28 protein-coding genes are annotated in these 25,020 nt (G+C 68.3%); 7 read left to right on the top strand and 21 right to left on the bottom strand.

Annotation, left to right across the window (positions count from 1 at the left end; all coding sequences use genetic code 11):
• Positions 1-8: 8 nt before the first annotated feature.
• A complete protein-coding gene (gene serB, locus GH266_RS06485) occupies positions 9-905 on the top strand; it encodes a phosphoserine phosphatase SerB (protein ID WP_158193171.1) in 897 nt (298 codons plus the stop codon).
• 95 nt (positions 906-1,000) lie between these two features.
• Here the strand turns inward: serB and GH266_RS06480 are convergent, their stop codons facing one another.
• From GH266_RS06480 to GH266_RS06425, 12 genes are all read right to left on the bottom strand, one after another.
• The gene (locus GH266_RS06480; RefSeq protein WP_158193170.1) at positions 1,001-2,524 is read right to left on the bottom strand and encodes a DegQ family serine endoprotease; all 1,524 of its coding nucleotides are present in this window, start codon (positions 2,522-2,524) and stop codon (positions 1,001-1,003) included.
• 136 nt (positions 2,525-2,660) lie between these two features.
• Positions 2,661-2,846, bottom strand: a complete 186-nt coding sequence (locus GH266_RS06475) for a DUF2065 domain-containing protein (RefSeq protein WP_158193169.1) — start codon at positions 2,844-2,846, stop codon at positions 2,661-2,663.
• Positions 2,843-3,775: a protease modulator HflC gene (hflC, locus tag GH266_RS06470; protein ID WP_158193168.1), complete on the bottom strand. Its 933-nt coding sequence runs from the start codon at positions 3,773-3,775 to the stop codon at positions 2,843-2,845. The genes GH266_RS06475 and hflC overlap by 4 nt, the downstream gene beginning before the upstream one ends.
• Positions 3,775-4,944 carry an FtsH protease activity modulator HflK gene (gene hflK / locus GH266_RS06465; protein WP_158193167.1) on the bottom strand — a complete coding sequence of 390 codons (1,170 nt, stop codon included), beginning with the start codon at positions 4,942-4,944 and terminating at the stop codon, positions 3,775-3,777. Before hflK ends, hflC begins: the two co-directional genes overlap by 1 nt.
• 224 nt (positions 4,945-5,168) lie before the next feature.
• On the bottom strand, positions 5,169-6,419 hold the full coding sequence (locus GH266_RS06460) for a flavin monoamine oxidase family protein (RefSeq protein ID WP_158193166.1): 1,251 nt from the start codon (positions 6,417-6,419) through the stop codon (positions 5,169-5,171).
• An 11-nt stretch (positions 6,420-6,430) separates the two neighbouring features.
• Positions 6,431-7,273 (bottom strand): S-formylglutathione hydrolase, encoded by an 843-nt coding sequence (gene fghA, locus GH266_RS06455; protein ID WP_158196072.1) that lies wholly within the window; start codon positions 7,271-7,273, stop codon positions 6,431-6,433.
• Positions 7,274-7,305: 32 nt separating this feature from the next.
• The gene (locus GH266_RS06450) at positions 7,306-7,845 is read right to left on the bottom strand and encodes a GNAT family N-acetyltransferase (protein ID WP_158193165.1); all 540 of its coding nucleotides are present in this window, start codon (positions 7,843-7,845) and stop codon (positions 7,306-7,308) included.
• 8 nt (positions 7,846-7,853) lie between these two features.
• A complete protein-coding gene (locus GH266_RS06445) occupies positions 7,854-8,264 on the bottom strand; it encodes a helix-turn-helix domain-containing protein (protein WP_158193164.1) in 411 nt (136 codons plus the stop codon).
• Between the two features lie 97 nt (positions 8,265-8,361).
• Complete coding sequence (locus GH266_RS06440; RefSeq protein WP_158193163.1) at positions 8,362-9,471, bottom strand: S-(hydroxymethyl)glutathione dehydrogenase/class III alcohol dehydrogenase; 1,110 nt, start codon at positions 9,469-9,471, stop codon at positions 8,362-8,364.
• 119 nt (positions 9,472-9,590) lie between these two features.
• Positions 9,591-10,115: a dihydrofolate reductase gene (locus tag GH266_RS06435; RefSeq protein WP_158193162.1), complete on the bottom strand. Its 525-nt coding sequence runs from the start codon at positions 10,113-10,115 to the stop codon at positions 9,591-9,593.
• A gap of 120 nt (positions 10,116-10,235) precedes the next feature.
• Positions 10,236-11,255 (bottom strand): ketol-acid reductoisomerase, encoded by a 1,020-nt coding sequence (gene ilvC, locus GH266_RS06430; RefSeq protein WP_120267185.1) that lies wholly within the window; start codon positions 11,253-11,255, stop codon positions 10,236-10,238.
• Positions 11,256-11,309: 54 nt separating this feature from the next.
• A complete protein-coding gene (locus tag GH266_RS06425; RefSeq protein ID WP_158193161.1) occupies positions 11,310-11,963 on the bottom strand; it encodes a TetR/AcrR family transcriptional regulator in 654 nt (217 codons plus the stop codon).
• Positions 11,964-12,452: 489 nt separating this feature from the next.
• On the opposite strand from GH266_RS06425, the gene GH266_RS06420 reads away from it, so the two are divergent.
• The 3 genes from GH266_RS06420 (at position 12,453) to GH266_RS06410 (ending at position 14,517) form a co-directional block, all read left to right on the top strand.
• Positions 12,453-13,313: a matrixin family metalloprotease gene (locus GH266_RS06420; RefSeq protein WP_158193160.1), complete on the top strand. Its 861-nt coding sequence runs from the start codon at positions 12,453-12,455 to the stop codon at positions 13,311-13,313.
• 184 nt (positions 13,314-13,497) lie between these two features.
• Positions 13,498-14,067: a DJ-1/PfpI family protein gene (locus GH266_RS06415; RefSeq protein WP_199270457.1), complete on the top strand. Its 570-nt coding sequence runs from the start codon at positions 13,498-13,500 to the stop codon at positions 14,065-14,067.
• Positions 14,068-14,154: 87 nt separating this feature from the next.
• Positions 14,155-14,517 (top strand): ribbon-helix-helix domain-containing protein, encoded by a 363-nt coding sequence (locus GH266_RS06410; RefSeq protein WP_158193159.1) that lies wholly within the window; start codon positions 14,155-14,157, stop codon positions 14,515-14,517.
• A gap of 22 nt (positions 14,518-14,539) precedes the next feature.
• On the opposite strand, the gene GH266_RS06405 is transcribed toward GH266_RS06410, so the two are convergent.
• Positions 14,540-15,457, bottom strand: coding sequence for a PhzF family phenazine biosynthesis protein (locus GH266_RS06405; protein ID WP_158193158.1), 918 nt, complete (start codon positions 15,455-15,457; stop codon positions 14,540-14,542).
• A 206-nt stretch (positions 15,458-15,663) separates the two neighbouring features.
• Between GH266_RS06405 and GH266_RS06400 the strand changes: the two genes are divergently transcribed.
• Positions 15,664-16,377 (top strand): SDR family NAD(P)-dependent oxidoreductase, encoded by a 714-nt coding sequence (locus GH266_RS06400; protein WP_158193157.1) that lies wholly within the window; start codon positions 15,664-15,666, stop codon positions 16,375-16,377.
• 88 nt (positions 16,378-16,465) lie between these two features.
• A complete protein-coding gene (gene trhO / locus GH266_RS06395; RefSeq protein WP_158193156.1) occupies positions 16,466-17,272 on the top strand; it encodes an oxygen-dependent tRNA uridine(34) hydroxylase TrhO in 807 nt (268 codons plus the stop codon).
• On the opposite strand, the gene GH266_RS06390 is transcribed toward trhO, so the two are convergent.
• The 3 genes from GH266_RS06390 to GH266_RS06380 form a co-directional block, all read right to left on the bottom strand.
• Positions 17,262-18,143, bottom strand: a complete 882-nt coding sequence (locus tag GH266_RS06390; RefSeq protein WP_158193155.1) for an SMP-30/gluconolactonase/LRE family protein — start codon at positions 18,141-18,143, stop codon at positions 17,262-17,264. The two genes, trhO and GH266_RS06390, sit on opposite strands and share 11 nt — an antisense overlap.
• 108 nt (positions 18,144-18,251) lie before the next feature.
• Positions 18,252-18,686, bottom strand: coding sequence for a response regulator (locus GH266_RS06385; protein ID WP_244953879.1), 435 nt, complete (start codon positions 18,684-18,686; stop codon positions 18,252-18,254).
• A 429-nt stretch (positions 18,687-19,115) separates the two neighbouring features.
• Complete coding sequence (locus GH266_RS06380) at positions 19,116-19,616, bottom strand: Lrp/AsnC family transcriptional regulator (RefSeq protein WP_158193153.1); 501 nt, start codon at positions 19,614-19,616, stop codon at positions 19,116-19,118.
• Positions 19,617-19,752: 136 nt separating this feature from the next.
• Between GH266_RS06380 and ald the strand changes: the two genes are divergently transcribed.
• The gene (gene ald, locus GH266_RS06375; protein WP_158193152.1) at positions 19,753-20,889 is read left to right on the top strand and encodes an alanine dehydrogenase; all 1,137 of its coding nucleotides are present in this window, start codon (positions 19,753-19,755) and stop codon (positions 20,887-20,889) included.
• A gap of 82 nt (positions 20,890-20,971) precedes the next feature.
• Here the strand turns inward: ald and GH266_RS06370 are convergent, their stop codons facing one another.
• The 5 genes from GH266_RS06370 to GH266_RS06350 all read right to left on the bottom strand — a co-directional run bounded on the left by GH266_RS06370 (position 20,972) and on the right by GH266_RS06350 (position 24,914).
• The gene (locus GH266_RS06370; protein WP_158193151.1) at positions 20,972-21,241 is read right to left on the bottom strand and encodes a glycine zipper domain-containing protein; all 270 of its coding nucleotides are present in this window, start codon (positions 21,239-21,241) and stop codon (positions 20,972-20,974) included.
• Between the two features lie 126 nt (positions 21,242-21,367).
• Positions 21,368-21,637 carry a glycine zipper domain-containing protein gene (locus GH266_RS06365; protein WP_067217178.1) on the bottom strand — a complete coding sequence of 90 codons (270 nt, stop codon included), beginning with the start codon at positions 21,635-21,637 and terminating at the stop codon, positions 21,368-21,370.
• Between the two features lie 201 nt (positions 21,638-21,838).
• Positions 21,839-23,464: a glucose-6-phosphate isomerase gene (gene pgi, locus GH266_RS06360; RefSeq protein WP_158193150.1), complete on the bottom strand. Its 1,626-nt coding sequence runs from the start codon at positions 23,462-23,464 to the stop codon at positions 21,839-21,841.
• A 52-nt stretch (positions 23,465-23,516) separates the two neighbouring features.
• On the bottom strand, positions 23,517-24,443 hold the full coding sequence (locus GH266_RS06355) for a calcium/sodium antiporter (RefSeq protein WP_158193149.1): 927 nt from the start codon (positions 24,441-24,443) through the stop codon (positions 23,517-23,519).
• Between the two features lie 144 nt (positions 24,444-24,587).
• A complete protein-coding gene (locus tag GH266_RS06350) occupies positions 24,588-24,914 on the bottom strand; it encodes a hypothetical protein (protein WP_158193148.1) in 327 nt (108 codons plus the stop codon).
• Between the last annotated feature and the right edge of the window lie 106 nt (positions 24,915-25,020).

The raw sequence follows: 25,020 nt of genomic DNA, 5'->3' as shown, positions 1-25,020 counted from the left end.
GCTTCACGATGTCGCTCGTCGCAACCCTCGTCGCCAATCCCTCGCGCCCTGCCCTCGACGAGATGCTCGTCGCGCGGGCGCTCCATGTGTTGCCGGCAGGCTCCGCGGCCGACTGGCTGGCCGCCGGCATCGCCTGCGACCTTGCCTTCGGCGGCAGGCCGGAGCAGGCGGGCGAATTCGACGCGCGGCTGCGCGAAGTGCTTGCCGATGCGCCTGTCGACGTCCTTGTGCAGAAGCACGAGGGCCGACGCAAGCGCCTGCTGATCGCCGACATGGATTCCACCATGATCGGCCAGGAATGCATCGACGAACTGGCCGACGCCGTCGGCAAGAAGGACGTGATCGCCGCGATCACCGAGCGGGCGATGCGGGGCGAGCTGGAGTTCGAGCCGGCCCTGCGCGAGCGCGCGGCGATGCTGGAGGGCCTTCCGGCGAGCGTGATCGGCGAGGTGCTGCAGAACCAGATCACCCTGACGCCGGGCGCGCGCGCGCTGGTCGGCACGATGCGGGCGCATGGCGCCTATTGCGCGCTGGTCTCGGGGGGCTTCACCGCCTTCACCGCGGAGATCGCCGAACAGCTGGGCTTCCACGAGAACAGGGCGAATACGCTGGGCATTGCCGACGGGCGGCTGACCGGCAAGGTGGGCGAGCCGATCCTGGGACGCGAGGCCAAGCGCCAGCGGCTGGAGGAACTGCTCGCCGAGAAGGGGCTGGCGGCGGAGGCGGCGATTGCCGTCGGCGACGGCGCCAACGATCTGGCGATGATCGAGCGGGCGGGGCTGGGCGTTGCCTATCACGCCAAGCCGGCGGTTGCGGCGGCGGCCGATGCGCGGGTCGACCATGGCGACCTGACCGCGCTGCTGTATTTCCAGGGGTACCGGGCGAGCGAGTTCGCCGCCGGCTGATCTGAACTCTTCGTCGGGGCACGAAAAAGGCCGCGGGGCATGCCCGCGGCCTTTGTTTTTCGTTCGGGCAGGGCCCTTCGGCCCTTCCGCTCGCCTTACGGCTCGATGGTGAGCGGGATGAAGCGGACCTCGCCCTGCGCGTTCGAGATCAGGAACAGGGCGAGGCGACGGCCTTCGCCCTTCAGGGCCTCGACGCGCGCGGTGATGTCGGCCGGCGAGGAGACGGTCTCCTGCGCCACCTCGACGATCACGTCGCCGGCGGTGATGCGCTTTTCGGCCGCGCCCGAGCTCTCCTCGACGGCGGTGACCACCACGCCCTTGACGTCGGCGCCGATGGTGTACTGCGTGCGCAGCTCCTCGGTGAGCGCCGACAGGGTCATGCCGAGCACCGTCGGGGTGTCGTTGGCCGGAGCCTCGTCGGAGGGAGCCACGCTGTCGGCGGCAGCGGAGGCATCGGCCTCCTCGAGACGGCCGAGCGTGACCTGGAGCGTGACTTCCTCGCCCTTGCGCAGGACGATGACCGAGACTTCCTCGCCGACCGGGGTGTCGGCGACCATGCGCGGCAGGTCGTGCATGGCCGGAACGCGGGAGCCGTTGAACTCCAGCACCACGTCGCCGGCCTCGAAGCCTGCGTCCTCGGCCGGACCACCCTCGGTGATGCCGGCGATCAGTGCGCCCTCGGCCTTGTCCATGCCGAGGCTTTCGGCGATTTCCTCGGTCACTTCCTGGATGCGTACGCCGAGCCAGCCGCGGCGGGTCTCGCCGAACTCGCGCAGCTGCGCGATGACCTTGGTCGCGGTCTCGGAAGGGATCGCGAAGCCGATGCCGATGGAGCCGCCCGAGGGCGAGATGATCGCGGTGTTGATGCCGATCACTTCGCCGTTGCGGTTGAACAGCGGGCCGCCGGAATTGCCGCGATTGATGGAGGCGTCGGTCTGGATGTAGTTGTCGTAGGGACCGGAATTGATGTTCCGGTTCCGGGCCGAGACGATGCCGGTGGTGACCGTGCCGCCGAGGCCGAACGGGTTGCCGATCGCCATCACCCACTCGCCGACGCGCAGGCTCTTGGAATCGCCGAAGGAGACGGCCTTGAGCGGGGCCTCCGGCTTCACTTTGAGCACGGCAATGTCGGTTTTGCTGTCACGGCCGATCACCTCGGCGGCGAGCTTGCTGCCGTCGTTGAAATTGGCGGTGATCTCGTCGGCGCCCTCGATCACGTGGTTGTTGGTGATGATGATGCCTTCCTCGGCATCGATGACGAAGCCGGAGCCGAGCGACTGCACCCGGCGCGGGCGATTGTTGTCGCGGTTCTGCCGGTTGAAGAACTCGTCGAAGAACTCCTGGAAGGGCGAGCCTTCCGGCACCTGCGGCAGCGGCACGGAGCGCTGCGCGGTGACGTTCTGCGCCGTCGAGATATTGACGACCGCGTCGAGCCGCGATTCTGCAAGATCGGGGATCGACTCCGGCGCCTGGGCCCGGGCCGCGCTGTGGTCGGCGAGGGTGGCAGGCACGGCAAGGGCAAGGGCAAGGGCGGCGGCGGCAAGCCGGCGCGCGACAGGGCGGGAGCCGGTCGTGCCGGACGGGCTGGCCTGACGCTGGTGGGTGTTCAACAGGGCCATCGGCCGTTGTCCTCCATCTGGGTTCGGGGGGCGCACCCCGCGATCACTGGCGGCGGGCCGGAGCGGTATGCGCCCCGGCCGGCCCTGGCAAAGTCTGCGTCCGTGTTTCGCGCAAGGGCTAAGTTTCGCGCAAGGGCTAACCGCGGACAAGCCAGACGATGAAAACGCCGATTATGGCGGCAATCAGTCCGCCTGTCCGCAGGATCCCTTCCGGCAATTCCAGCATCTGCCGGATCGCCTGCTTCATGGCTCCCGGGGCGAGCGCGTAAAGCGCTCCCTCGAGAGCCAGGACGAGGCCCAGTGCGACCCAGAGATCGCTCACTGGGCGAGCGGACCCCGGGCGACGGGCGCGTCGCCGGAGGCGGCGGGCGCCGGCGCGCGCGGAGTGCCGCTGGGATCGCGGAAGTAGCGGAAGAACTCGGAAGTCGGCGACAGGACCATGGAGGTGTCGCCGGCCTTGAGACCTTCCGCATACGCCTGCATCGAGCGATAGAAGCTGAAGAACTCCGGATCGCGGGTATAGGCGTCGGCAAAGATCCGGTTCCGCTCGGCATCGCCGTCACCGCGGATCACCTCGGCGTCGCGATTGGCCTCGGCGACGATGACGGTGGAATCGCGCTCGGCACGCGAGCGGATGCGCTGCGCCTGCTCGGCACCTTGCGCGCGGATCTCGGTCGCCTCGCGCTGACGCTCCGTCTGCATGCGGCGGAACACCGCGTCGGAGTTGGTCTGCGGCAGGTCGGCCCGGCGGATCTTCACGTCCACCACCTCGATGCCGATGGGGGCGGCGCGCGAGGCGACGTCCTGTCGGATCTGGTCCATCAGGCCGGAACGGTCGTCACGCACCATCTGCACGAAGGTGGCGCGTGCGAGCACCGAACGAAGGCTCGACTGCAGGAAGGTGGACAGGCGCTGGTTCGCTTCGCCGATATTGTTCACCGTCTGGTAGAACAGCACCGGATCGGTGATGCGATAGCGGGCGAAGGCGTCGACGACCAGGCGCTTCTTGTCCGACAGGATCGGCTCGATGAGCGGCATGTTCAGATCAAGCACGCGCTTGTCGAAATAGACCACGTTCTGGACGAAGGGGATCTTGAACTTCAATCCCGGTTCCTGCTCTGCCCGCTTGATCTCGCCGAACTGCAGCACCAGCACCTGCTGGGCCGGGTTGACGATGAAGACCGACAGATAGAAGACGAGGGCGGCTGCGGCGACGAGGATGCCGCCGATCCCGAAAAGACCGTTTTTCATCACTGGTTGCCTCCGCTACGGGCGGCGCCCTGGTTTCGGTTGAGCTGGTCGAGCGGCAGGTAGGGCACGACACCCGAGCCGCTGGCGCTCTCGTCGATGATGATCTTGGTATTGCGGCCGAGCACCTGCTCGAGGGTCTCCAGGTAGAGACGCTCGCGGGTCACGTCCGGAGCCTTCTGGTACTCGTCCAGGATCTTCACGAAGCGCTGGGCCTGACCGTTGGCCTCGGCGACCGTCTGCTCGCGATAGGCATTGGCGGCTTCGAGGATGCGGGCGGACTCGCCTCGGGCTTCCGGCACGACGCGGTTGGCGTAAGCCTGGGCCTCGTTCTGGATGCGCTCCTGGTCGGCACGCGCGGCCTGCACGTCGCGGAAGGCCTCGATGACCTGCTGCGGCGGATCGACCTTCTGCATCTGCACTTCGGTGACCTCGACGCCGGCGCCGTAGCTGTCCAGCGCGGTCTGCATCAGCTCCTGCACGGCGACCTGGATCGGGGTGCGGTTCTCACCGAGAATGGCGTCGACGTTGCTCTCGCCGACGACCTCGCGCATGGCGCTCTCGGCGACGGCCTTCACCGTGCCGTCCGGATCCTGGATGTTGAACAGGAAGTTGGACACGCCTTCCGGCGTATTGCGGATGCGCCACTGCACCTTGAAATCGACATCGACGATGTTCTCGTCGCCAGTCAGCATCAGGCTTTCCTCGACGACGTCCTGGCTGGTTACGCGGGTGCCGCTGACGCTTTCGCGCAGGCCCACGGTGAGCTCGCGAATGCGCAGGACTTCAGGCGTATAGACGCTGCCGACCGGATAGGGCCAGTTGTAGTTCAGGCCCGGAGACGTCTGTCCCGCGACCTCGCCGAAGACCAGTTCGACGCCGACCTGTCCTTGATCGACCCGGTAAAACCCGGTTGCGAGCCAGATGCCGGCTGCGATGATCAGCGCCAGCAGGATGCCCTTGAAGCCGAGATTGCCGCCGCCGGGCAGCACGGTTTTCAGCGTGTTCTGGCTGCGTTTGAGCAGTTCTTCCAGGTCCGGCGGGTTACCGCCTCCACCGCCGCCACGCTGCGGGCCGCCCCCCCAAGGGCCGCCACCGCCGGAACCGCCCCAGGGGCCACCGCCCCCGCCGCCCTTCCAGCCGCCGCCACCGTTCTGGTTGCTCCAAGGCATCAAGACATCCTTCACTGGGGAAACGGCACGGTGCCGTTTCCGGTTGTTCGTCGACACGCCACGCGGGCCTTGTCGGGTTATAGGGAGATTGCCCCCGCCTTTCAACGAAAGCCGGTGTCTGCACCACCCCTTCGAATTGGCGACGCGCCCAAGCGATGTCAATGCGCGCGCGGCGGAAATCAGCCGTTCCGCCGTCGCCGGTGACGAATTGGCGCTCGGATGGTTTACGGCTGCGCCGCAATCACCTGCGCGGCTGCCGCAAGACCGGTCTCGCGGGCGCCGTGGGCGGTGGAAAATGCGGCTTCCGAGACCGCTTCCCCGGCGATGAAAAGCCGGTCGCCGACCGGGCGGCGCAGCACTGCGCGCGCGCCCGCATGGCCGGGCAGGGCGCAGGAATAGGCGCCGAGCACATGCGGGTCGGATCCCCAATGGGTGGCGGTTGCGCCGCGGACCCGCCGGGCGATACCGCTGCCGAGCATGTCTTTCAGCGCCTCCAGGGCAAAGGCGGTCATGGCCGCCTCGCCCTCGCGCTCCAACGCCTCTGCCGTTTCGCCGCAGAGCTGGCCGACGACGAGCGGCCAGCCGAGATGGTTGGCGACGAAGTTCACCGGCGGGCGATCCGGCCGGTCGGGATCGAGCGTGTCGACATAGACGTTCTCGCCGAACTCAGCCAGCGGGGCATCGAGCAGGAAGGCGACCTTCTCGGCAAGGCCGGTCGGGCATCCGGCGGCCGCGTCCGCGATCTCCGCCGGCAGGGCGGGCAGGAAGCGGATCGCGCCGCTGGCGATCACATTGGTGGAAACGGTGAGGATGACATGGCGCGCCCGCAAGGTGCCGCGGCTGGTCTCGACCCGGATGAGCGCCTCGCGCGTGTCGATGCTACGCACCGCGACGCCGAGATGCACGGGCACATGCGCCGAGGTGCGGGCGACCAGCGCGCCGTAGCCGTCGGAGACCGGCCAGTTCTCGTAGGTGTCCGCATAGGCCGCGAGATCGACGGCCGAAATCCGCTCCGGCGGCAGCGCGGAGAGCAGCGTCAGCCAGTGACGGGCAAGCCGCCACCAGGGGCCTGACGTGTCGCAGCCCGCAATCGCCGGCCGGTCGGGCTCACTGGGCGCAGCAGCGGCCGCCTCGAAGGCCTGTTCGACGGCGTTCCAGGCCTCGCGCGCCGTCTGCTCGTCGGCCTTCTGCGTGCCGAGGAAGAGATCGGCGGAGCGCCGGGTGGCACGCACCATGTAGCGCATGCCGAGCCGGTCGGCCGCCTCGCGGAAGGGATTGCGCGAGGCGCTGTGCAGCCAGTGGCAGCCCCGGTCGAAGGGGATGCCGCCGAAGACATGCCGGTCCGTCCAGGCGCGTCCGCCGACCCGCTCCTTGGCTTCCAGCACGGCAAAGCTCAGCCCGCTGGCGGCGAGGCGTTCGCCGGCTGCAAGTCCGGCCGCGCCGGCACCGATGACGATGACGTCGTAGTCGCTCACCGCATCCGCCCTCAGCCGGTCAGGCGTGCCGCATGCCAGGCGACATGGTCGGCGAGGAAGGTGGAAATGAAATAGTAGGAGTGGTCGTAGCCGCCCTGCATGCGCAAGGTGAGGTCGACGCCGGCCTCGCGGCAGGCCCGCTCGAAATTCCAGGGCTTGAGCTGCTCGTCGAGGAAACCGTCGGCGGTGCCCTGGTCGATCAGGATGTCGCCGGACCAGCCGGCCTGCTTCACCAGGTGGCAGGCATCGTGGGCGGCCCAGGCCGTGCGATCGGCGCCGAGATAGGCGGTGAAGGCCTTCTCGCCCCAGGGGCACTCGAGCGGATTGACGATGGGAGCGAAGGCCGAGACCGAGCGGAAGCGGTCGGGATGCTTCATCGCAAGGGTCAAGGCGCCGTGGCCGCCCATCGAGTGGCCGGTGATGCCGACGGTGCCTTCCCACACGGGCAACTCGGCCGCGACGAGGTCGAAGAGCTCGCGCGCGACGTAGCTTTCCATCGCGAAATGGGGCGCCCAGGGAGCCTCAGTCGCATCGACATAGAAGCCGGCGCCCTGGCCGAGATCGTAGGCGGCGTCATTGGCGACGCCCTCGCCGCGCGGGCTGGTGTCAGGGGCGATGAGGATCAGCCCGTATTCGGCGGCAAGACGCTGGTAGCCGGCCTTGGTGGTGGCATTCTCCCAGGTGCAGGTGAGGCCGGAGAGATAGAAAAGGGTGGGGCAGGCCTCGCCGCGCAGGGCCTCGGCCGGCAGGAAGGCGGCGAATTCCATGTCCGTGCCGGTGGCGGCGGAGGCATGTCGATAGACGCGCTGCTCGCCGCCGAAGGCGCGAGCGGAGGAGATGAGGTCGAGGGGCATGGGCATCGGCTTTCGCGTGATGGGGGAGGGGATCAGGTGTGTTGGCAAGCGGGATCGCGCAGCATGTCGACATGCGGGATCCCGTCTTCCAGATAGGTCTCGGATACGGGCACGAAGCCGTGGCCCGAATAGAAGGCGGTCAGATGCGCCTGCGCCGACAGGGCCTGCGGACAGTCTGGCGCGATGCGCTGCGCCTCGACAAGGGCTGCGCGCATCAGATAGTCGCCAAGGCCCGTGCCGCGCCAGTCTGGCGCAACGACGATGCGGCCGATGCGCAGCGGCGCGCCGGGCGCTTCCGGCCGCAGCAGGCGCAGGCAGGCGGCAAGCTCCATTTCGCTGGTGCCGCCCTCGCCGGAAGCGGTGACCAGAAGATGACGGGCGGCGGGATCGCGGCCGTCGATCTCCCGATAGGCGCAGGCCTGCTCGACCACGAAGACATCGACCCGCAGGCGCAGCACGGCGTGCAGCTGGCGCGGCGACAGCTCGTCCATCTCCGCCCAGATCGCGGAAAGGGGAGGCCTGCCGGGATGTGCCGGAAGATCGGGGGCGGTATCGAGCGTGGGGGCGGTCATGGCTGCGCTCACGCGCCGGGGCCCTGCGCGTCCTTGCCGATCAGCCGGCCGATCTGCTCGACCTGCGCCTCCAGCCGGACGAGCGCCTCGCCGGTGCGCTCGTGCGTCTCGCGCAGCAGCTTGAGGCTCGAGGCGATCAGCGCCATCTCGCTCGCCAGCGGGGTCTCGGCCGGAGCATCGCCGAGGCCGTAGAGCAGCCAGGTGGGGCTGACGCCGAGAAAGCCGGCCAGCATGGTCAGCCGGTTGGCGCGGGGCTCGGAGCGGCCGCTTTCCCAGGCGCTGACGGTCGCGGTCTTGACGCCGATGCGCCGGGCGAGCTGCGCGGCGGAGAAGTTCGCCGCCTCGCGTGCGCGGCGGATGCGCCCGCCGATGGTGTCGCCGTCGCGGGGCTCGGCCCACATGGTCTCGGTCTCGCTCATCGGTCCCCCCGGTTGTTGTGTCCTGGCCGCAGGTCGGCCGGCCCCGCATGCGGGGCGTGGCGCGGGCCGGGACGCAGCGCCTCCCGGCCCGCCTTGATCAGAACGTGACGACCGAGCGGATCGACTTGCCGTCATGCATCAGGTCGAAGGCCGTGTTGATCTCGTCGAGCGGCATGGTGTGCGTGATCATGCTGTCGATCTCGATCTTGCCGTCCATGTACCAGTCGACGATCTTCGGCACGTCGGTCCGCCCGCGCGCGCCGCCGAAGGCCGAACCGCGCCAGGAGCGGCCGGTGACCAACTGGAACGGACGGGTGGAGATCTCCTGGCCGGCGCCGGCGACGCCGATGATGATGGATTCGCCCCAGCCCTTGTGGGCGCATTCCAGCGCCTGGCGCATGGTGTCGGTGCGGCCGATGCACTCGAAGGAGTAGTCGGCGCCGCCCTTGGTGAGGTCGACGAGATAGGGCACGAGATCGCCCTCGACTTCCAGCGGGTTGACGAAATGGGTCATGCCGTAGCGCTCGGCCATGGCCTTCTTGTCGGGATTGATGTCGACGCCGACGATCATGTTGGCGCCGACGAGGCGGGCGCCCTGGATGACGTTGAGGCCGATGCCGCCGAGGCCGAAGACCACGACATTGGAGCCCGGCTCGACCTTGGCGGTGTTGATGACCGCGCCGATGCCCGTGGTGACGCCGCAACCGATGTAGCAGATCTTGTCGAAGGGCGCGTCGGGACGGACCTTGGCGAGCGAGATCTCAGGCAGCACCGTGTAGTTGGCGAAGGTCGAGGTGCCCATGTAGTGGAAGATCTTCTCGCCGCCGATGGAAAAGCGCGAGGAGCCGTCCGGCATCACGCCCGCGCCCTGCGTGGAGCGGATCTTCTGGCACAGGTTGGTCTTCGGATTGAGGCAGTATTCGCACTCGCGGCACTCGGGCGTGTAGAGCGGAATGACGTGGTCGCCCGGCTTCAGCGAGGTGACGCCCTTGCCGACCTCGACGACGACGCCGGCGCCCTCATGGCCGAGAATGGCGGGGAACAGCCCTTCCGGATCGTCGCCCGACAGGGTGAAGGCATCGGTGTGGCACACGCCGGTCGCCTTGATCTCGACCAGCACCTCGAAGGCGCGCGGTCCCTCGATCTGAACCGTCTCGATCGACAGGGGCTGGCCGGCCTTGAAGGCGACTGCAGCACGTACGTCCATGGAAAAACCTCCGGCTATGGGACGGGCGGCGGCGAGGACACCGGCCCCGCCCCGCTTTGGACAGCGATCCTAGGAAATTGGGCCGGCGGGCGAAAGGCCCGAGGCGACAAACAGTTGTTTCAGCGCGGCGCCTGTGCACAGCGGCGATAGGTCAGGAAGGTGACGTCGGCCGTGTCCTTCTCGCCGCGCGGCGGCGTTTCGCGCGCGACTTCCCGCCACTCCTGCGGATCGATCTTCGGGAACAGGGTATCGCCGACGGGCGATGCATGCACCCGGGTGATCTCCAGCCGGTCCGCCAGCGGCAGTGCGGCCGCGTAGATCGTGCCGCCGCCGATGACCATCACTGCATCGCCGCCGGTCTCGCCGGCAAGCGCGAAGGCCTCGTCGAGCGAGGCGGCGCGGGCCACGCCCTCATGCGCCCAGCCGGCATCGCGGGTGACGACGATGTTGCGGCGGCCGGGCAGGGGGCGGCCGATGGACTCGAAGGTCTTGCGGCCCATGACGACCGGATGGCCGAGGGTGAGGCGCTTGAAATGCTTCAGGTCGGTGGAGAGCTTCCAGGGCATGTCGCCGTCCGCACCGATGACGTCGTTCTCGCCGACGGCGGCGATCAGCACGATCTCGGGTCTTGCGGATGCGGTCATGTCCGGCTCCTGGCGGGTGTTATCGGCGCCTGTAGTAGCGCCGCCGGCCGCAAAAGAAAACGGCCCGCGGGTGCGGGCCGTTTCCGTTTTTCTCAGAACGCGCGGGAACGCGCGTGCGGATCAGTTGCGCTCCTTGTCGACCAGGGCGCCCTTCTTGATCCACGGCATCATGCCGCGCAGCTTCTCGCCGACTTCCTCGATCTGGTGGGAATCGTTGAGGCGGCGGGTCGCCTTGAAGCGGGCCTGGCCGCCCTTGCATTCCTGCATCCACTCCGAGGTGAACTTGCCGGTCTGAATGTCGGTCAGGATGCGCTTCATCTCGGCCTTGGTCTCCGAGGTCACGACGCGCGGACCGGACATGTACTCACCCCACTCGGCGGTGTTCGAGATGGAGTAGTTCATGTTGGCGATGCCGCCCTCGTAGATGAGGTCGACGATGAGCTTCACCTCGTGGAGGCACTCGAAATAGGCCATCTCCGGCGCGTAGCCGGCCTCGACCAGCGTCTCGAAACCGGCGCGGATCAGCTCGACCAGACCGCCGCACAGGACTGCCTGCTCGCCGAACAGGTCGGTCTCGCACTCTTCCTTGAAGGTGGTCTCGATGATGCCCGAACGGCCGCCGCCGACGCCGCAGGCATAGGCCAGGCCGAGGTCGAGGGCATTGCCCGAGGCGTCCTGGTGAACGGCGACGAGGCACGGCACGCCGCCGCCCTTCTCGTATTCGCCGCGGACGGTGTGGCCCGGGCCCTTCGGCGCGACCATCAGGACGTCGACGGTCGACTTGGCCTCGATCAGGCCGAAATGGACGTTCAGGCCGTGGGCGAAGGCGATGGCGGCGCCATCGCGGATGTTGTCGGCGATGTGGTCGCGGTAGATGTCGGCCTGGAGCTCGTCCGGGGTGGCCATCATCATCAGGTCGGCCCAGCCGGCCGCCTCGGCGACGCTCATGACCTTGAGGCCGTCGGCCTCGACCTTCTTGGCGGTGGTGGAGCCGGGGCGCAGCGCCACGACGATGTCCTTGACGCCGCTGTCCTTGAGGTTCAGCGCATGGGCGCGGCCCTGGCTGCCATAGCCGATGACGGCGACCTTCTTGGACTTGATGAGGTTGAGGTCGGCATCGCGATCATAATAAACGCGCATCTGGTGTCTCCCGTTTGGCGTTTGCATTGGGCCGGGAACCGTTCCCGGCCGGGGTCAGCTCCGTCCCGGCCGCACGCTGTTGCGCGGCAGGGGCGGATGAAGGGCAATGAACTGGTCGACGGCGCGGCGCGCCTGACCGGCGAAGTCGGCATCCTCCTCGAGCGGAGGCTGGCCGAGCAGCCAGCGGCCGTGGGCATCGCGGATGATCAGGCCGTAAAGGGTGCGGTAGGCCTCCGTCGCGTCCTGGAAGTCGATGTGACCCTGGTCGCGTCCGGCCTCCAGCAGGGTGCGGGCGCGGGTGGCGATGCGCTCGCGGCCGCGCTCCAGCAGCAGGCGGCCGAGCGGCGCGCCGTGCCGGCTGGCATGGGCGATGGCGATCCGGTTGAGCGCCAGCGAGGTGTCCCCGGCGAGCACGGTCAGCAGGTCCTCGGCAAAGGTGGCGAGGCGGCCGCGGAACTCGGCAAGGTCGAGCGCGCCGGCGCTCTCGCTCGGCACCCGGACCTTGGCCGCCTGGTGCGCGACGATGGCGGCGAGCAGGCCGTCGCGGTCGCCGAACCAGCGATAGAGGCTTTCCTTGGAGCAGTTCGCCGCGCGCGCCACCGCCGATGTGGTCAGCGCCTTCTCGCCGCCGTCGACGACAAGGCGCAGGGCCGAGGCGAGGACCTCGTTCTGGCGCGGCGTGAAATCGCTGTCGGGGACGGGGGGCATAGGGGCGATGCAGGTTCGGGTGGCAGGCGGGCCCGGCAGGAGCTGGAAAAAACGCCTGAGGAGATTTCAGTACCGTACGGTACGGTTCGGCGGGCACACTCGCGCGGATGCCCCTTCGCGTCAAGGGAAAATGGCGGCCTTCGAACGGCCGTGCTGGGGACATCTGCACGACAGACCGGCATGAGACCCGACGGAAACGAGAGGCGTTGCAGAAAAGACACGGAGGGACGACGATCCGCCGCAGGGGGCGTCCGGGCCTTGCCGACGCAGGGGAAACGGGCGCAGGCTGTCAATACTGACCAGGGTGTTCCGGGGTGCTTCGGGGAAACACGGATTCGGCGCAGGGCAAGTTTGCGCTAGGGTCCCGGCCTGCAGATTGACGGTCCCGACATCCCGCACTGGATGAGGCCCGGCGCGAAGCCGGCCAGCGAGAGCGAGGACCCGCTGCATGATCTTCGGTGAAACTCCGGTTCACGGGTCCGGCTCGCTTTGACCTACGCGACGATCTCCTCCTCCGTTCTCGCCTTGCTGCTTGCAGCCGTCGTGGCGCTGCCGGCACCGGCAGCGCTGGCGGCCGGCCCGCAGGCCCCGGCACTGGGCGCCAGGACGCTTCAGCAAGCCGCCCCTCGTACCAAGACACGGCTGCCGCTGGCGCGCCTGTTCACACCGCTCAGGCTCGAAGGATCGATCCTCAAGTGGGGCGAGCCGCGGGTGGGAACTCCGGCGCGGGTGACCTATGCCTTTGCCGACGGGCCGGTCAGCCGTCCCGATGCGCGCAACTGCCGCCAGATGCAGAGCCTCGATCGCCTGGTGGAGGCCACCGGCGCGACGGCGGAGGCGATCCGCGCAGAAGCTGCGGCGGCCTTTCGCATGTGGAGCGAGGTGAGCGGGCTCGTGTTCGAGGAGATTGCGGACGCAGACGCCGCGAACATCCTGCTCGGCGCCCAGGCGATGCCGCGCGGCTTCGCCTTCACCAATGTGGATTTCGCGCGCGAGGATGCGGCCGGCGTGATGGAGGCCGGCGGCTCCGACGGGCGGGGTCTGAGCCTGCCGATTGCGGGAACGGGAGAGGGCGCAAGGACGGTGCCGGTTGCCGCTCGGGTTGCGCCGATCACCCGCTCGGCCATCTGCCTCAACCCTAGGCACGACTGGAAGATCGGCTTCGACGGCAATCTTGCGGCCTATGACCTGCGCTACACCTTCGCGCATGAGATCGGCCACGCGATCGGCCTGGACCATCACCTGAAGGGCCTGTCGATCATGCATTTCAAGTATAGCGAGGTCTTCCAGGGCCTTCAGGCGGCGGACATTTCCGGCGTGCAGTGGCTCTACGGGCCGCCCTTGCGCTGATCGCCGGCCGTCTCCTGCCCGGGCCGCGGCGCGCTCGCCTTCCCAGCACCTGTAGTAGCGACCTAATACCCGCTGCCCGTGCGGGCTTGCTAGGGTTCGCGCGGCCTGAAAGGCCCACCGGGACGGCGCTTCGCCCCTGCGGAATATCCGTTGCCGGTGTCGTAGTGCAAGGGAGGACTGCAGCATGGCCGCGAAGAAGATCCTGATGATCACCGGCGATTTCACCGAAGACTACGAGACGATGGTGCCGTTCCAGACGCTGCTTGCCGTCGGGCACCAGGTGCATGCGGTGTGCCCGGGCAAGAAGGCGGGACAGACGGTCGCGACCTCGATCCACGATTTCGAGGGCGACCAGACCTACAGCGAGAAGCGCGGGCACAACTTCGCTCTCAATGCGACGTTCGCCGACATCGATCCGGCCGACTACGACGCGCTGGTGATCCCCGGCGGCCGGGCGCCGGAATATCTGCGGCTGGATGCGGAGGTGATCGCCGCGGTGAAGCATTTCTTCGAGGCGGGCAAGCCGGTCGCCGCGATCTGCCACGGGGCGCAGCTGCTGGCGGCTGCGCGGGTGATCGAGGGGCGGACCGTCTCTGCCTATCCGGCCTGCCGCCCGGAGGTGGAACTGGCCGGCGGCACCTATGCGGACATCGCCATCGACGGCGCGGTGACCGACGGCAAGCTGGTGACGGCACCGGCCTGGCCGGCGCATCCGGCATGGCTGTCGCAGTTCATGACCGTGCTCGCCGCCTGAGGCGCCTGCGAAATCATCGAGCCGAGGACTTGCGGCCGTGCACAAGCGGCCGCAAGCTCCCGACCGCATGCCGCAGGGAGGATGCACATGTGCAAGCTGTTCATCGAAGCCGACCCGACCTTGTGGGAAAGCACCACGAAGTCCTTGAGGATCGACAGGATGGTCACCAGCGTCCGGCTGGAGACTTTCTTCTGGACGGTTCTGGAGGAGATCGCCACCCGCGATGGCATGAACCTGGTGCAACTGATCACCCGGCTGCATCACGAATCCATCGAGGCCGGGCACGACCTCGGCAATTTCGCCTCGTTCCTGCGGGTCTGCTGCGGGCGTTACCTTGCGCTGCAGCTGAGCGGCGACATTCCGCGCGATCTGGACACGCCGATCTCGTCGCTCGACAGCCCGCGCATCCTCGACCGGGAGCGGGAACGGGACCGCGAGCGGCTGCACTGAGCGGGCGGCACCAGGCGGGCCGTTACAGGTAGAGTTCGCCCTTGGAGACGATGACGGCCTGACCGCCGATGCGCACCGCCTTGAGGGCGCCAGCGGCGATATCGACTTCCAGATCGATCATCGAGGGGCGGCCCATGTCGAAGCCCTGCTCGATGCGCAGATAGTGGGTTCCGTCCGTCAGCTTGTCGAAATGGCGGACGATGCCGGAAAAGGCGGCTGCGGCCGAGCCAGTCGCAGGGTCTTCGCCGATGCCCATGTGGGGGGCGAACATGCGGGCGGCAAAGGTGCTGTCCTGCGAATTCGTCTGGCGGCAGTAGAGATAGGCGCCCATCTCCCCGCCGCGGCCGAAGGCGTCCTCCCAATGGCGATGGACCGGCGACACGCGCGACAGGGCATCGAGGCTGGCGACCGGCACGAAGGCGAAGGGCACGCCCGCCTCGAAGGCGCAGGGGCGGTGGTTCTCGAAGCCGATCTCGTTCGGCTCCAGGCCGACGGCCGCCGCGATGATCTCCCGGTCGCCCAGGGGATCGCAGGGGCGGGGCAGGCGGGGAATGTCGAATTCGGCAAAGCCGGCGGCCCCGTTTTTCAGCACGACGCCGCAGCGCACGTTGCCGATCGCCTCCTCCAGCACGACCATGGCATTGCGGTCTGCATCGGATTCCATGTCGCCGAAGCGTTCCTTGGCCAGCAGGATGGCGGTGCCGACGGTGGGATGTCCGGCGAAGGGCAGTTCGCGCGCCGGCGTGAAGATGCGCAGGCGCGCCGAATGGGCGGGATTTTCCGGCGGCAGGACGAAGACGGTTTCCGACAGGTTGAATTCGCGCGCAATCGCCTGCATGCGAGCGTCCGACAGCCCTTCGGCGTCCAGTACGACGGCCAGCGGATTGCCGGCGAGCGCCTGGTTGGTGAAGACGTCGAGGACGAAGAAACGTAGAGGCATCGTAAGGTTTCCCTGCTGGACGGTGGCGTCGTTTCGTCTTGCCGGACTTCGCGTTGCGCCGGTCCAGCCGGCGACGGCGAGACTGTTGCATGGCCGGGCGCCGCTTGCCAACCTGCCAGTGACCGGCGCTGCATCGCAGGCTAACGTTTCGTTAACTGCTCGGGTTTCGACAAAACCGCAAAGGCCGCCGGAGCGTATGACCCGGCATGACCATTGATCTCACCAGTTTCCCCCAAGGCGGCATTGCCGTGGTTGCCGGCGCGACCGGAGGCATCGGCTCGGCCCTTGCGCGGCAGATCGAGGCGAGCGGCCGCTTCGAGCGGGTGGAGCGGCTCGCGCGCAGCCTGACGCCCGGCTTCGACATCGAGGACGAGGAGAGCATCGCCGCTGCAGCACGGCGGATCGGCGCGATGGGCGCGCTGCGGCTGTTCATCGATGCGACGGGCCTGTTGAGCGATGCGCAGATGCAGCCGGAAAAGGCGCTGCGCCAGATCGACCCGGCCGCGATGGAGCGTTCGTTCCGCGTTAACGCCATCGGACCGGCGCTGATGATCAAGCATTTCGCTCCGCTGTTCCCGCGCGAGGGCAAGAGCGTGCTTGCGACCCTGTCGGCCAAGGTCGGCAGCATCGGCGACAACCGGCTCGGCGGCTGGATCAGCTACCGGGCATCCAAGGCCGCGCTGAACCAGATCGTGCGCACGGCGTCGATCGAGCTGGCCCGGCGCCAGCCGGATCTGGTGCTGCTGGCGCTGCATCCCGGCACCGTGGATACGGGACTGTCGCGGCCGTTCGCGCGCGCCGGCCTCACCGTTCGCACGCCGGACGAGGCCGCAGGCCGGTTGCTCTCGGTGATCGACGGCACGGGACGCGAGGACAGCGGCGCGTTCCTCTCGCATGACGGCGAAAGGCTGCCCTGGTAGGGCGAAGCCCGGATGTTGCCAGCGAGGAAGGGGCAAGTGTAGAAGGCTCGGCAGGCCGAGACCTTAGCCGACGAGCCCTAACGCAGCCATGACCGACACCCGCATTTCCGCCTTCTATCACTTCGCGCCCCTGCCGGACTTCGAAGCCCTGCGCGAGCCGCTGCTGGAGACGGCCGGGGCGGCCGGGGTGCGCGGGTCGATCCTGCTGGCGAGCGAGGGCGTCAACGGCACGATTGCGGGAACCGAGGCGGGCATTGCCGAGGTGCTGGCCTGGCTCCGGTCGGATCCGCGTCTTGCCGGCCTCCGGGAAAAGGCCTCCTGGGCCGAGCGCATTCCCTTCGCCCGGCTCAAGGTGCGGCTGAAGCGCGAGATCGTCAGCCTCGGCGTTGCGGGCATCGACCCGACTCGGCAGGTCGGCGCCTATGTGGCGCCGCAGGACTGGAACGAGCTCATCAGCGACCCGGATGTGCTCGTCGTCGACACGCGCAACGACTACGAGGTCGCTTTCGGCACGTTCGAGGGGGCGAGCTCGCCCGACACCCGCTCGTTCCGCGCCTTCCCCCGGTGGCTGCGCCAGCAGCGGGAGGAGGCCTCCGCTCCGCGCAAGGTGGCGATGTTCTGCACCGGCGGCATCCGCTGCGAAAAGGCGACGGCACTGCTGCTTTCGGAAGGTTTCGAGGAGGTCTATCACCTCGACGGCGGCATCCTGAACTACCTGGAAAAGGTGCCGCAGGAGGAAAGCCTGTGGCGCGGCGACTGCTTCGTCTTCGACGAGCGGATCGCCGTCGACCACGCGCTGCGCCCGACCTGGGGACGCAACGCGCCGGACGAAGCGCTGCCCGTGCTGCCGCGCGACATCGCGGATACAGCGCGCGAGGATGCGGCTAAAGGCTGAAGCGCCAGCCCGGCAGACCGGTGGCGCCCGGCTTCAGGGTGAACAGGCAGCCGGAGTCCGGGAACTCTGCCAGCAGATCCGGGGCGGTGTGGGGGCGCAGGCTCGTCACCACCAGCTCGTCCAGCGCGGGGCCGCAGAAGCAGGGCATGGTCGGGCGCGGCACCGGCATCGAGATCGCTTCGAGGAGCGTGCCTTCGGGCGCAAAGCAGTTCAGCACGCCCGCCGAAACGCCTGCCGACCAGTAGCGCCCCTTGGCATCCACCGTGCCGCCATCGGGGCGTCCGGTCTCGTTGGTCAGCTGCGCGAACAGCCGGCGACCGGAGATCGCGCCGCGCGCTGCGTCGAAGTCCCAGGCCTCGATATGCCCCGGCCGGCTGTCTGCATGATAGAGCACCGTCCCGTCGGGCGACCAGGCAAGGCCGTTGGAGACGGTCACGCCCTCGACGAGGCGCGTCGTGGTGCCGTCGCGGGCGACCCGGTACAGCGCGCCGATGGGCTGGCGGTCGGGGCGGTCGTCCATGGTGCCGACATAGAAGGCGCCGTCCGGGCCGACCTTGCCGTCGTTGAGGCGGGTGCGGGGATCGTCCGCCTCGATCTCGGCCAGGGTCTCGATGGCGCCGCCCGACAGGGTGAAGAGCACGACCCGGTCGCGCAGCGCGACGACGAGCCGGTCGCCGTCCTGCGTCAGTCCGATCGAGCCGACGACGTCCGGCAGGTCCCAGTGCTGCTCTTGTCGGGTCTGCCAGTCGAGCGCGTGGATACGCTTGCCGAGGATGTCGCACCAGTAGAGGCGGCCCAGCCGCTCGTCCCAGGTCGGACCCTCGGCAAGCTCGCAGCGCGTGTCGCTGAGGCGGGAAATCGCATGGGCCATGACGGTGCTCCTGAGACTGGAAAACGGGTCTTTGTTTTCGGACGGCAGGCGCGCGCGATCAAGCACCTTGCGGCAGTCCGGGAGGAGCGTGTGGGGAGGCAGGACCGCTCAGGCCCGTGCCTTGGTGCAGCAGGGCCGGGGCGTGCGGCGCGCGAGCGCGGTGCGAAAGATGCCGGCCGCCAGGCGCGCGATGCTGTCCATGGAGTCCGGCTTGGTGAAGACCGCGTCCGCGCCGGCGGCAAGGGCGCGTTCGGCCATGGCCGCGTCTTCTGCCGTGGACAGGATGATGATCGGCGTTGCATCGAGGCCGGCGCGCGCGCGAAGGGCGGCCAGGACATCGAGGCCGCTGAGGCCGGGCATGTTCATGTCGAGGAGGATGGCATCGGGCAGCGGCTCGCCGGCCGAGAGCGCCCGCTCGATCCGGGCAAGGGCCGCCGTGCCGTCGGCGGCGGTGACCAGCGACAGCTCTCCAGGCTCCGGGCAGGCGCGATGAAACAGATGGCCGAACATCCATAGGTCGTCCGGATCATCGTCGACGATCATCAGCGTCAAGCCGGATCTGCCTGCAGAAACTGCTGCTGCTCTCATAGCTGGGCTGCCAAGGCGATAGCTCGCGAAATTTCGGGAACGCCGCAACAGTCTATCAGTAAATTAGACAGGGTGCCATAAAGACGGATGCCGACCTTTTGGGCAGCAGCGAGAGGGCCCTAGGTCGTGGACTCATAATTGTGCCGGAAACGGCGTCCGTTCGGGCAATGATATGCTAGGAGGAGCGCGATGGCCGGGGCAGGTCCCCCGGCCGAGCGATCCGACGCCGCAGATCGAAGCTCGAACGGCGCCCTTCGGGTATGCCGGAACCCGCCGGCAACAGCGTCGCAAGCCCTTGAAAACCTGATGGTTTCCTGCGGCCTGCTCCTTGTATCCGAACGGGTTCGGGCATACCGTTTCTCGCCAGAATTATGAGTTCACGACCTAGCGGTCGTCGTCGTCCGGCAGCGGAAAGGCCGTGCTGCGGGAAATGGTGCGGATCGCGAAGGACGAGCGCATGCGCGAGACGCCCGGCAGGCGGGCGAGATGGTCGCGGTGGATGCGTTCGAAGTCGATGGGATCGGCGGCGGTGATCCGCAGCAGGTAGTCGGCATCGCCCGCCATCAGATGGCACTCCATGATCTCCGGAGAGCGGGCGACGGCCTGTTCGAAACGGGTCAGCACGTCGTTCGACTGCGAGGTCAGCGAGATCTCGACGAAGATGTTCATGCGCCGGCCGATGCGGGCCTGGTCCAGCAGGGCGACATAGCGATCGATGACGCCGCTCTCCTCCAGCATGCGCACCCGGCGCAGGCAGGCCGAGGCCGACAGGCCGACGGCCTCGGCAAGATCGGCATTGGCGATACGTCCGTCCACCTGCAACAGGGAGAGGATGTGCCGGTCGATCCGGTCCAGTCTTGCGGTTTCCTTCGAAGATTGTTTCATCACTTGCCGATTTTGCGCCTGGATATTGCGCAGATTGTGAAGAGAAGGGCGACAAAGCAAGCAAATTCGACGGCATTTGCCGTAACGTTTCCGATCATGCCGGCCGCATGGCGGCCGAGTACGGAGGAGGTTCGAAATGCGCGTCGGTGTCCCCAAGGAAATCAAGAACCACGAGTATCGCGTCGGCCTGACCCCGGACAGCGTCCGGGAACTGGTGGCCAACGGCCATGAGGTGCTGGTCGAGACCGGCGCAGGCCAGGGCATCGGTGCGGACGATGCCGTCTACGAGGCCGCCGGCGCGTCGATTGCCGCGACCCCGGCGCAGGTCTTCGAGGCGTCTGAGATGATCGTCAAGGTCAAGGAGCCGCAGGCGTCCGAGCGCGCCATGCTGCGGCCCGACCACCTGCTCTTCACCTATCTGCATCTGGCGCCGGATGCCCCGCAGACGGCCGACCTCGTCAAGTCGGGCGCAACCTGCATCGCCTACGAGACCGTCACGGATGCGCGCGGCGGCCTGCCGCTGCTCTCGCCGATGTCGCAGGTCGCCGGCCGCCTGTCGGTGCAGGCCGGTGCGACCGCGCTGGAGCGAGCCCATGGCGGCGCTGGCGTGCTGCTCGGCGGCGTGCCCGGCGTTGCCCCGGCCAAGGTGGTGGTGATCGGCGGCGGCGTCGTCGGTGCCCATGCGATCACCATGGCGCTGGGCCTTGGTGCCGACGTCACGGTGCTCGACCGCTCCATCGATGTGCTCGGCAGCCTCTCCGCCCGTTTCGGCGCTGCCCTGCGCACGGTCTATTCCACCCGCTCGGCGGTGGAGCAGTATGTGCTGGAAGCCGACCTGGTGATCGGTGCCGTGCTGGTCCCGGGGGCTGCGGCGCCGAAGCTGGTCACGGCCGACCATGTGCGCCGGATGAAGGCCGGCTCGGTGCTGGTGGATGTCGCCATCGACCAGGGCGGCTGTTTCGAGACCTCGCATGCCACGACCCATGCCGAGCCGACCTATGTGGTCGACGGCGTGGTGCATTACTGCGTCGCCAACATGCCGGGGGCGGTGCCGCGCACCTCGACCTATGCGCTGAACAACGCGACGCTGCCCTTCACCCTGGCGCTGGCCAACAACGGTTACGCCAAGGCGCTGGCGGACAATCCGCACCTGATGAACGGCTTGAACGTCCATGCCGGGCAGGTGACGTGCGAGGCGGTCGCGACCGCGCTCGGCTACGACTATGTCGCTCCGGCCAAGGCGCTGGGCAAGGCGACGGCCGCCGCCGCCTGATCGGCGCAATCGGCACTGAAACGAGAAACAGCCGGCCAGGAGTTCCTGGCCGGCTGTTTTGCCTCACGAAGGATGGTTTCGCTTACCGGCAGGCGACGCGATAGGCGCGGCCGTAGCGATCGTAATCGACACAGTTCTTCGGAGTGGTGGCCGCACCGACCACCGCACCGCCGGCTGCACCGATGGCGCCGCCGACGAGCGCACCGCCGACATCGCCGGTCGTGGCAGCGCCGATGGCTGCACCGGTGGCAGCCCCGAGACCGCCGCCGACGAGGGCGCGGTCGGACTGGCTGTCGGACTGACAGGCGGCAAGAAGCAGGGCTGTGGCCGCAACGATCACGAGTTTAGACATGAAATTCGCCTCCGATTGGTTGGCCGGACTGCGCTTCGTCGAAACGCATGTACCACCGCAACGGTTGGCCGGAGCGTCCGTTGCGGCGGTCAGGCATGTCCCTCTCGGGCAGGCGATTGTCGGCCCTTACGGGCAGGCAACCCGATAACGGCGGCCGTAGCGGTCGCGTGCGATGCAGTTCTTCGGTGTCGTGGCCGAACCGACCATGGCACCGCCAACACCGCCGATGACGCCGCCAACCAGCGCGCCGCCGACATCACCCGTCGCCGCCGCACCGATCACTGCACCCGTTGCGGCGCCGAGGCCGCCGCCGACCAGCGCACGATCGCGCTGACTGTCGGACTGGCACGCCGCCAGCAGAAGCGCAGCTGCGCCCACAAGAACAATCCTGACCATCCTATAACTCCTCACGTGTCACATGGTTCCGGCGAATGTCGCCTCCCGGAAGGCGCCGCGACAGGGCGAAGGGAAGTTGTCCCTGCGTTGTCGCCTATCTGAGCACCAAAACCGCAGTCAGTCTAGCAGGACGCTGAGGCGAAGCTGTGACGCAGATCATTGGAGAGGCGTTCTTGTCGCATGCCGGTTAACGATCCGATATCAACGGCTTCGCAGGCGGGCGAGGAGGCCGAGGGTGGATCCGTCGCGTCCCGTCGCCGCCTCGCGCCCGTCCAGCATCGGCAGCAGCTCGTTGGCCAGGACTTTGCCGAGCTCCACGCCCCACTGGTCGAAGGAATTGATGTTCCAGATCGCGCCTTCCACGAAGACGCGGTGTTCGTAAAGGGCGATGAGGCGGCCGAGGGAGCGCGGCGTCAACTGGTCGTGGACGATGGTCAGCGACGGCCGGTTGCCGGGAAACACCTTGTGCGGGGCGAGACGCGCGATTTCCGCCGCCGACTTGCCTTCGCTCGCAAGCAGGGCCTCGGCTTCCTCGCGCGTGCGGCCGTTCATCAGGGCTTCCGACTGGGCGAGGCAGTTGGCGACCAGCAGGGCGTGATGATGGGCAAGGTCCGGCTCGTGTCCTCGCGCGGCGACGATGAACTCGCACGGGATCACGTCCGTGCCCTGGTGCAGCAGCTGGTAGAAGGCGTGCTGGCCGTTGGTGCCCGGCTCGCCCCAGACCAGCGGCCCGGTGGCGCAGTCGACCGGATCGCCGGACAGCGTCACGCGCTTGCCGTTCGATTCCATGTCGAGCTGCTGCAGATAGGCGGGCAGCCGCGCCAGGCGCTGGTCGTAGGGAAGGATGGCGCGGGCGGGAAAGCCGCAGAAATTGCGATGCCAGATGCCGGCCAGCCCCAGCAGCACCGGCAGGTTTGCCGTGGCCTCGGCCTCCAGGAAGTGCCGGTCCAGCGCATGGGCGCCTTCCAGGAAATGGGCGAAGTCGTCCGGGCCGATCGCGATCATCACCGGCAGGCCGATGGCCGACCAGACCGAATAACGCCCGCCGACCCAGTCCCAGAAGCCGAAGACGCGCGCCGGATCGATGCCGAAGGCGCCGACCTTCTCCAGCGCGGTGGAGACGGCGGCAAAATGCGCGCCGACGGCTTCTTCCCCCAGCGCCCTGACGATCCACTGCCGCGCGGTGCGGGCATTGGTCATCGTCTCGATGGTGGTGAAGGTCTTGGAGGCGACGATGACCAGCGTCGAGCGGGGGTCGAGGCCTTTCAGCGTGTCGGCGATATGGGCGCCGTCGACATTGGAGACGTAATGCAGGCGCGGGCCGTCGGCGAAGGGGGCGAGGGCGGCGGTGACCATGGCCGGGCCGAGGTCCGATCCGCCAATGCCGATGTTCACGACGTCGGTGAAGGGGCGCCCGGCGGCCGAGAGAATCGAGCCGTCGCGGATGCCGCGGGCGAAGGCCTCCATCTGCGCCAGCGTCTGGCGCACGCTCGGCATCACGTCGCGCCCGTCGACGAGGGCGGGGGCCTCGCCCCGGCTGCGCAGGGCGACATGCAGGACCGCGCGGGCCTCGGTCTCGTTGATCGCCTCGCCGGCGAACATCGCCGCGCGGCGCTCTTCCATGCCGCGCTCGCGGGCGAAGGCGGCAAGGGCCGCGACGGTGGCGCGGTCCCAGTGCATCTTCGACAGGTCCAGCAGCAAGTCCTCGAAGCGGAAGGAGAGGGCGTCGAAGCGGCCGGGATCGTCGGCGAAGAGGCGGCGGAGGCCGATGCTGCGGAACGCCTCGGCCTTCTGCCTCAGGTCTTGCGGAAACGCGGGGCCGGTCATGGCTGTACTCCTCCTCGTGGTGTCGGCGATGCCGCCAGGACCGGTCCGCGCGTCAGACGAACAGCACGGTGCAGTACCAGCCGTAGACGGCAAGAAGGGCCAGCCCGGCCAGCCGCGGCACATGGCGGGTGACTGTCAGCAGCGCCGCGATGGCGACGCTGACCGCAACCATCACCGGGATGTCGAAGGACACCATCTGCGGTGCCACCGGAACCGGTGAGATGGCGGCGGTCACGCCCAGAATACCGAGAATGTTGAAAATGTTCGACCCGACGACATTGCCGACGGCGATTTCCGGCTGGCGCTTGAAGGCGGCGACGACCGAGGTGGCGAGTTCCGGCAGGCTGGTGCCGACGGCAACGATGGTGAGCCCGATGACCGCATCCGAGATGCCGATGCCGCGGGCAAGGCTCGTTGCCCCGTCGACGAGGAAATCCGCTCCGAAGACGAGGGCGGCAAGACCGGCGGCCAGGAAGCCGAGCATCTGCCACGGCGCCATCGACGCTCCGGCGTCGGGCAGATCCGCCCCTTGCGCCCGCCCGCGCATGGCGCCGTAGACGAGATAGGCGGCGAGCAGCGCCAGGAAGAGCATGCCCTGCCAGCCGGCGACCCGCCCGCCCATGGCGACAAGCGCCAGAAGGCCGGCGCTGGCCAGCATCACGACCAGGTCGCGGCCAAGGCCGGGCAGGCGCGTGGGCAGCGGTGCGACCAGCAGGGCGAGGCCGAGGATGAGCAGGATGTTGGCCGTGTTCGAGCCGACGACATTGCCGACGGCGATGTCCGGCAGGCCGGCGAAGGCGGCGTTCAGCGAGACCAGCAGTTCCGGCATGGAGGTGCCGAAGCCGACGATGGTGAGGCCGATCAGCAGCGGGGGAACGCTGAGGCGGGCCGCCAGCGCCACGGCGCCGCGCACGAGAAGGTCGCCGCCGAAGAACAGGAGGACGAGACCGAGGCCCACAAGGGCGATGTCGATGAGCATGATCATACCGATCCGGGCACTTGCAGGACGAAACCGCCCGGCGAGGCCTTGGAGGAGCCCCGGTCGCGACGGCCGGGACAGGGCATCCGGCAGCGCCCGCCTCCGGTGGAGGCGAGACGGCACGCGGTCCGGGCGACGAAGAGGTCAGTCGGCCCGGATGGCGGGGGCGCGCTGCGATGGATCGGAAGGGGCCGGGAGCAGGTTCAGCTCGCCGCGAACGGCGAGAACGGCGAGGCGCCACGTGGCAAAGGCGGCAGCGGGCAGGAGGACGGCGGACAGCAGGGTCGTGCCGACCGGCCCCAGCGACATGATGCCGATGAACGCCCAGAGGAAGCCGAGGGTCATTGCCCAGATCTCGGCGGCGAAGAGAAACGTTGCGGAGACGACGACAATGAAGAAGGTCAGGCCCGGACGGACTTTCGTCCGGCGGGCTGAAACCGCCGGGGTGGCGGTATCCTGCAACTGTGACATGGATGGATGCCTCATGGGGTGCGGACGAACGGGTCCGCAGCCCGAAGCAGATGGGAACGGGCAAAATCCGCTTCAAGACGGGCAGCGGGCGCGCGGCAAGTTTATT

The sequence above is a fragment of the Stappia indica genome (assembly GCF_009789575.1).
GTDB classification, from domain to species: Bacteria; Pseudomonadota; Alphaproteobacteria; order Rhizobiales; family Stappiaceae; genus Stappia; species Stappia indica_A.
This window is presented reverse-complemented; position numbering and strand designations above follow the sequence as displayed.

Bases quoted from the DNA above. Each gene is read 5' to 3' on its own strand.
- serB (WP_158193171.1), top strand. From the start codon at position 9: ATGTCGCTCGTCGCAACCCTCGTCGCCAATCCCTCGCGCCCTGCCCTC.
- GH266_RS06480 (WP_158193170.1), bottom strand. From the start codon at position 2,524: ATGGCCCTGTTGAACACCCACCAGCGTCAGGCCAGCCCGTCCGGCACG.
- hflC (WP_158193168.1), bottom strand. From the start codon at position 3,775: ATGAAAAACGGTCTTTTCGGGATCGGCGGCATCCTCGTCGCCGCAGCC.
- hflK (WP_158193167.1), bottom strand. From the start codon at position 4,944: ATGCCTTGGAGCAACCAGAACGGTGGCGGCGGCTGGAAGGGCGGCGGG.
- fghA (WP_158196072.1), bottom strand. From the start codon at position 7,273: ATGCCCCTCGACCTCATCTCCTCCGCTCGCGCCTTCGGCGGCGAGCAG.
- GH266_RS06450 (WP_158193165.1), bottom strand. From the start codon at position 7,845: ATGACCGCCCCCACGCTCGATACCGCCCCCGATCTTCCGGCACATCCC.
- GH266_RS06445 (WP_158193164.1), bottom strand. From the start codon at position 8,264: ATGAGCGAGACCGAGACCATGTGGGCCGAGCCCCGCGACGGCGACACC.
- GH266_RS06440 (WP_158193163.1), bottom strand. From the start codon at position 9,471: ATGGACGTACGTGCTGCAGTCGCCTTCAAGGCCGGCCAGCCCCTGTCG.
- GH266_RS06435 (WP_158193162.1), bottom strand. From the start codon at position 10,115: ATGACCGCATCCGCAAGACCCGAGATCGTGCTGATCGCCGCCGTCGGC.
- ilvC (WP_120267185.1), bottom strand. From the start codon at position 11,255: ATGCGCGTTTATTATGATCGCGATGCCGACCTCAACCTCATCAAGTCC.
- GH266_RS06425 (WP_158193161.1), bottom strand. From the start codon at position 11,963: ATGCCCCCCGTCCCCGACAGCGATTTCACGCCGCGCCAGAACGAGGTC.
- GH266_RS06415 (WP_199270457.1), top strand. From the start codon at position 13,498: ATGGCCGCGAAGAAGATCCTGATGATCACCGGCGATTTCACCGAAGAC.
- GH266_RS06410 (WP_158193159.1), top strand. From the start codon at position 14,155: ATGTGCAAGCTGTTCATCGAAGCCGACCCGACCTTGTGGGAAAGCACC.
- GH266_RS06405 (WP_158193158.1), bottom strand. From the start codon at position 15,457: ATGCCTCTACGTTTCTTCGTCCTCGACGTCTTCACCAACCAGGCGCTC.
- GH266_RS06400 (WP_158193157.1), top strand. From the start codon at position 15,664: ATGACCATTGATCTCACCAGTTTCCCCCAAGGCGGCATTGCCGTGGTT.
- trhO (WP_158193156.1), top strand. From the start codon at position 16,466: ATGACCGACACCCGCATTTCCGCCTTCTATCACTTCGCGCCCCTGCCG.
- GH266_RS06390 (WP_158193155.1), bottom strand. From the start codon at position 18,143: ATGGCCCATGCGATTTCCCGCCTCAGCGACACGCGCTGCGAGCTTGCC.
- GH266_RS06385 (WP_244953879.1), bottom strand. From the start codon at position 18,686: ATGATCGTCGACGATGATCCGGACGACCTATGGATGTTCGGCCATCTG.
- GH266_RS06380 (WP_158193153.1), bottom strand. From the start codon at position 19,616: ATGAAACAATCTTCGAAGGAAACCGCAAGACTGGACCGGATCGACCGG.
- ald (WP_158193152.1), top strand. From the start codon at position 19,753: ATGCGCGTCGGTGTCCCCAAGGAAATCAAGAACCACGAGTATCGCGTC.
- GH266_RS06370 (WP_158193151.1), bottom strand. From the start codon at position 21,241: ATGTCTAAACTCGTGATCGTTGCGGCCACAGCCCTGCTTCTTGCCGCC.
- GH266_RS06365 (WP_067217178.1), bottom strand. From the start codon at position 21,637: ATGGTCAGGATTGTTCTTGTGGGCGCAGCTGCGCTTCTGCTGGCGGCG.
- pgi (WP_158193150.1), bottom strand. From the start codon at position 23,464: ATGACCGGCCCCGCGTTTCCGCAAGACCTGAGGCAGAAGGCCGAGGCG.
- GH266_RS06355 (WP_158193149.1), bottom strand. From the start codon at position 24,443: ATGCTCATCGACATCGCCCTTGTGGGCCTCGGTCTCGTCCTCCTGTTC.
- GH266_RS06350 (WP_158193148.1), bottom strand. From the start codon at position 24,914: ATGTCACAGTTGCAGGATACCGCCACCCCGGCGGTTTCAGCCCGCCGG.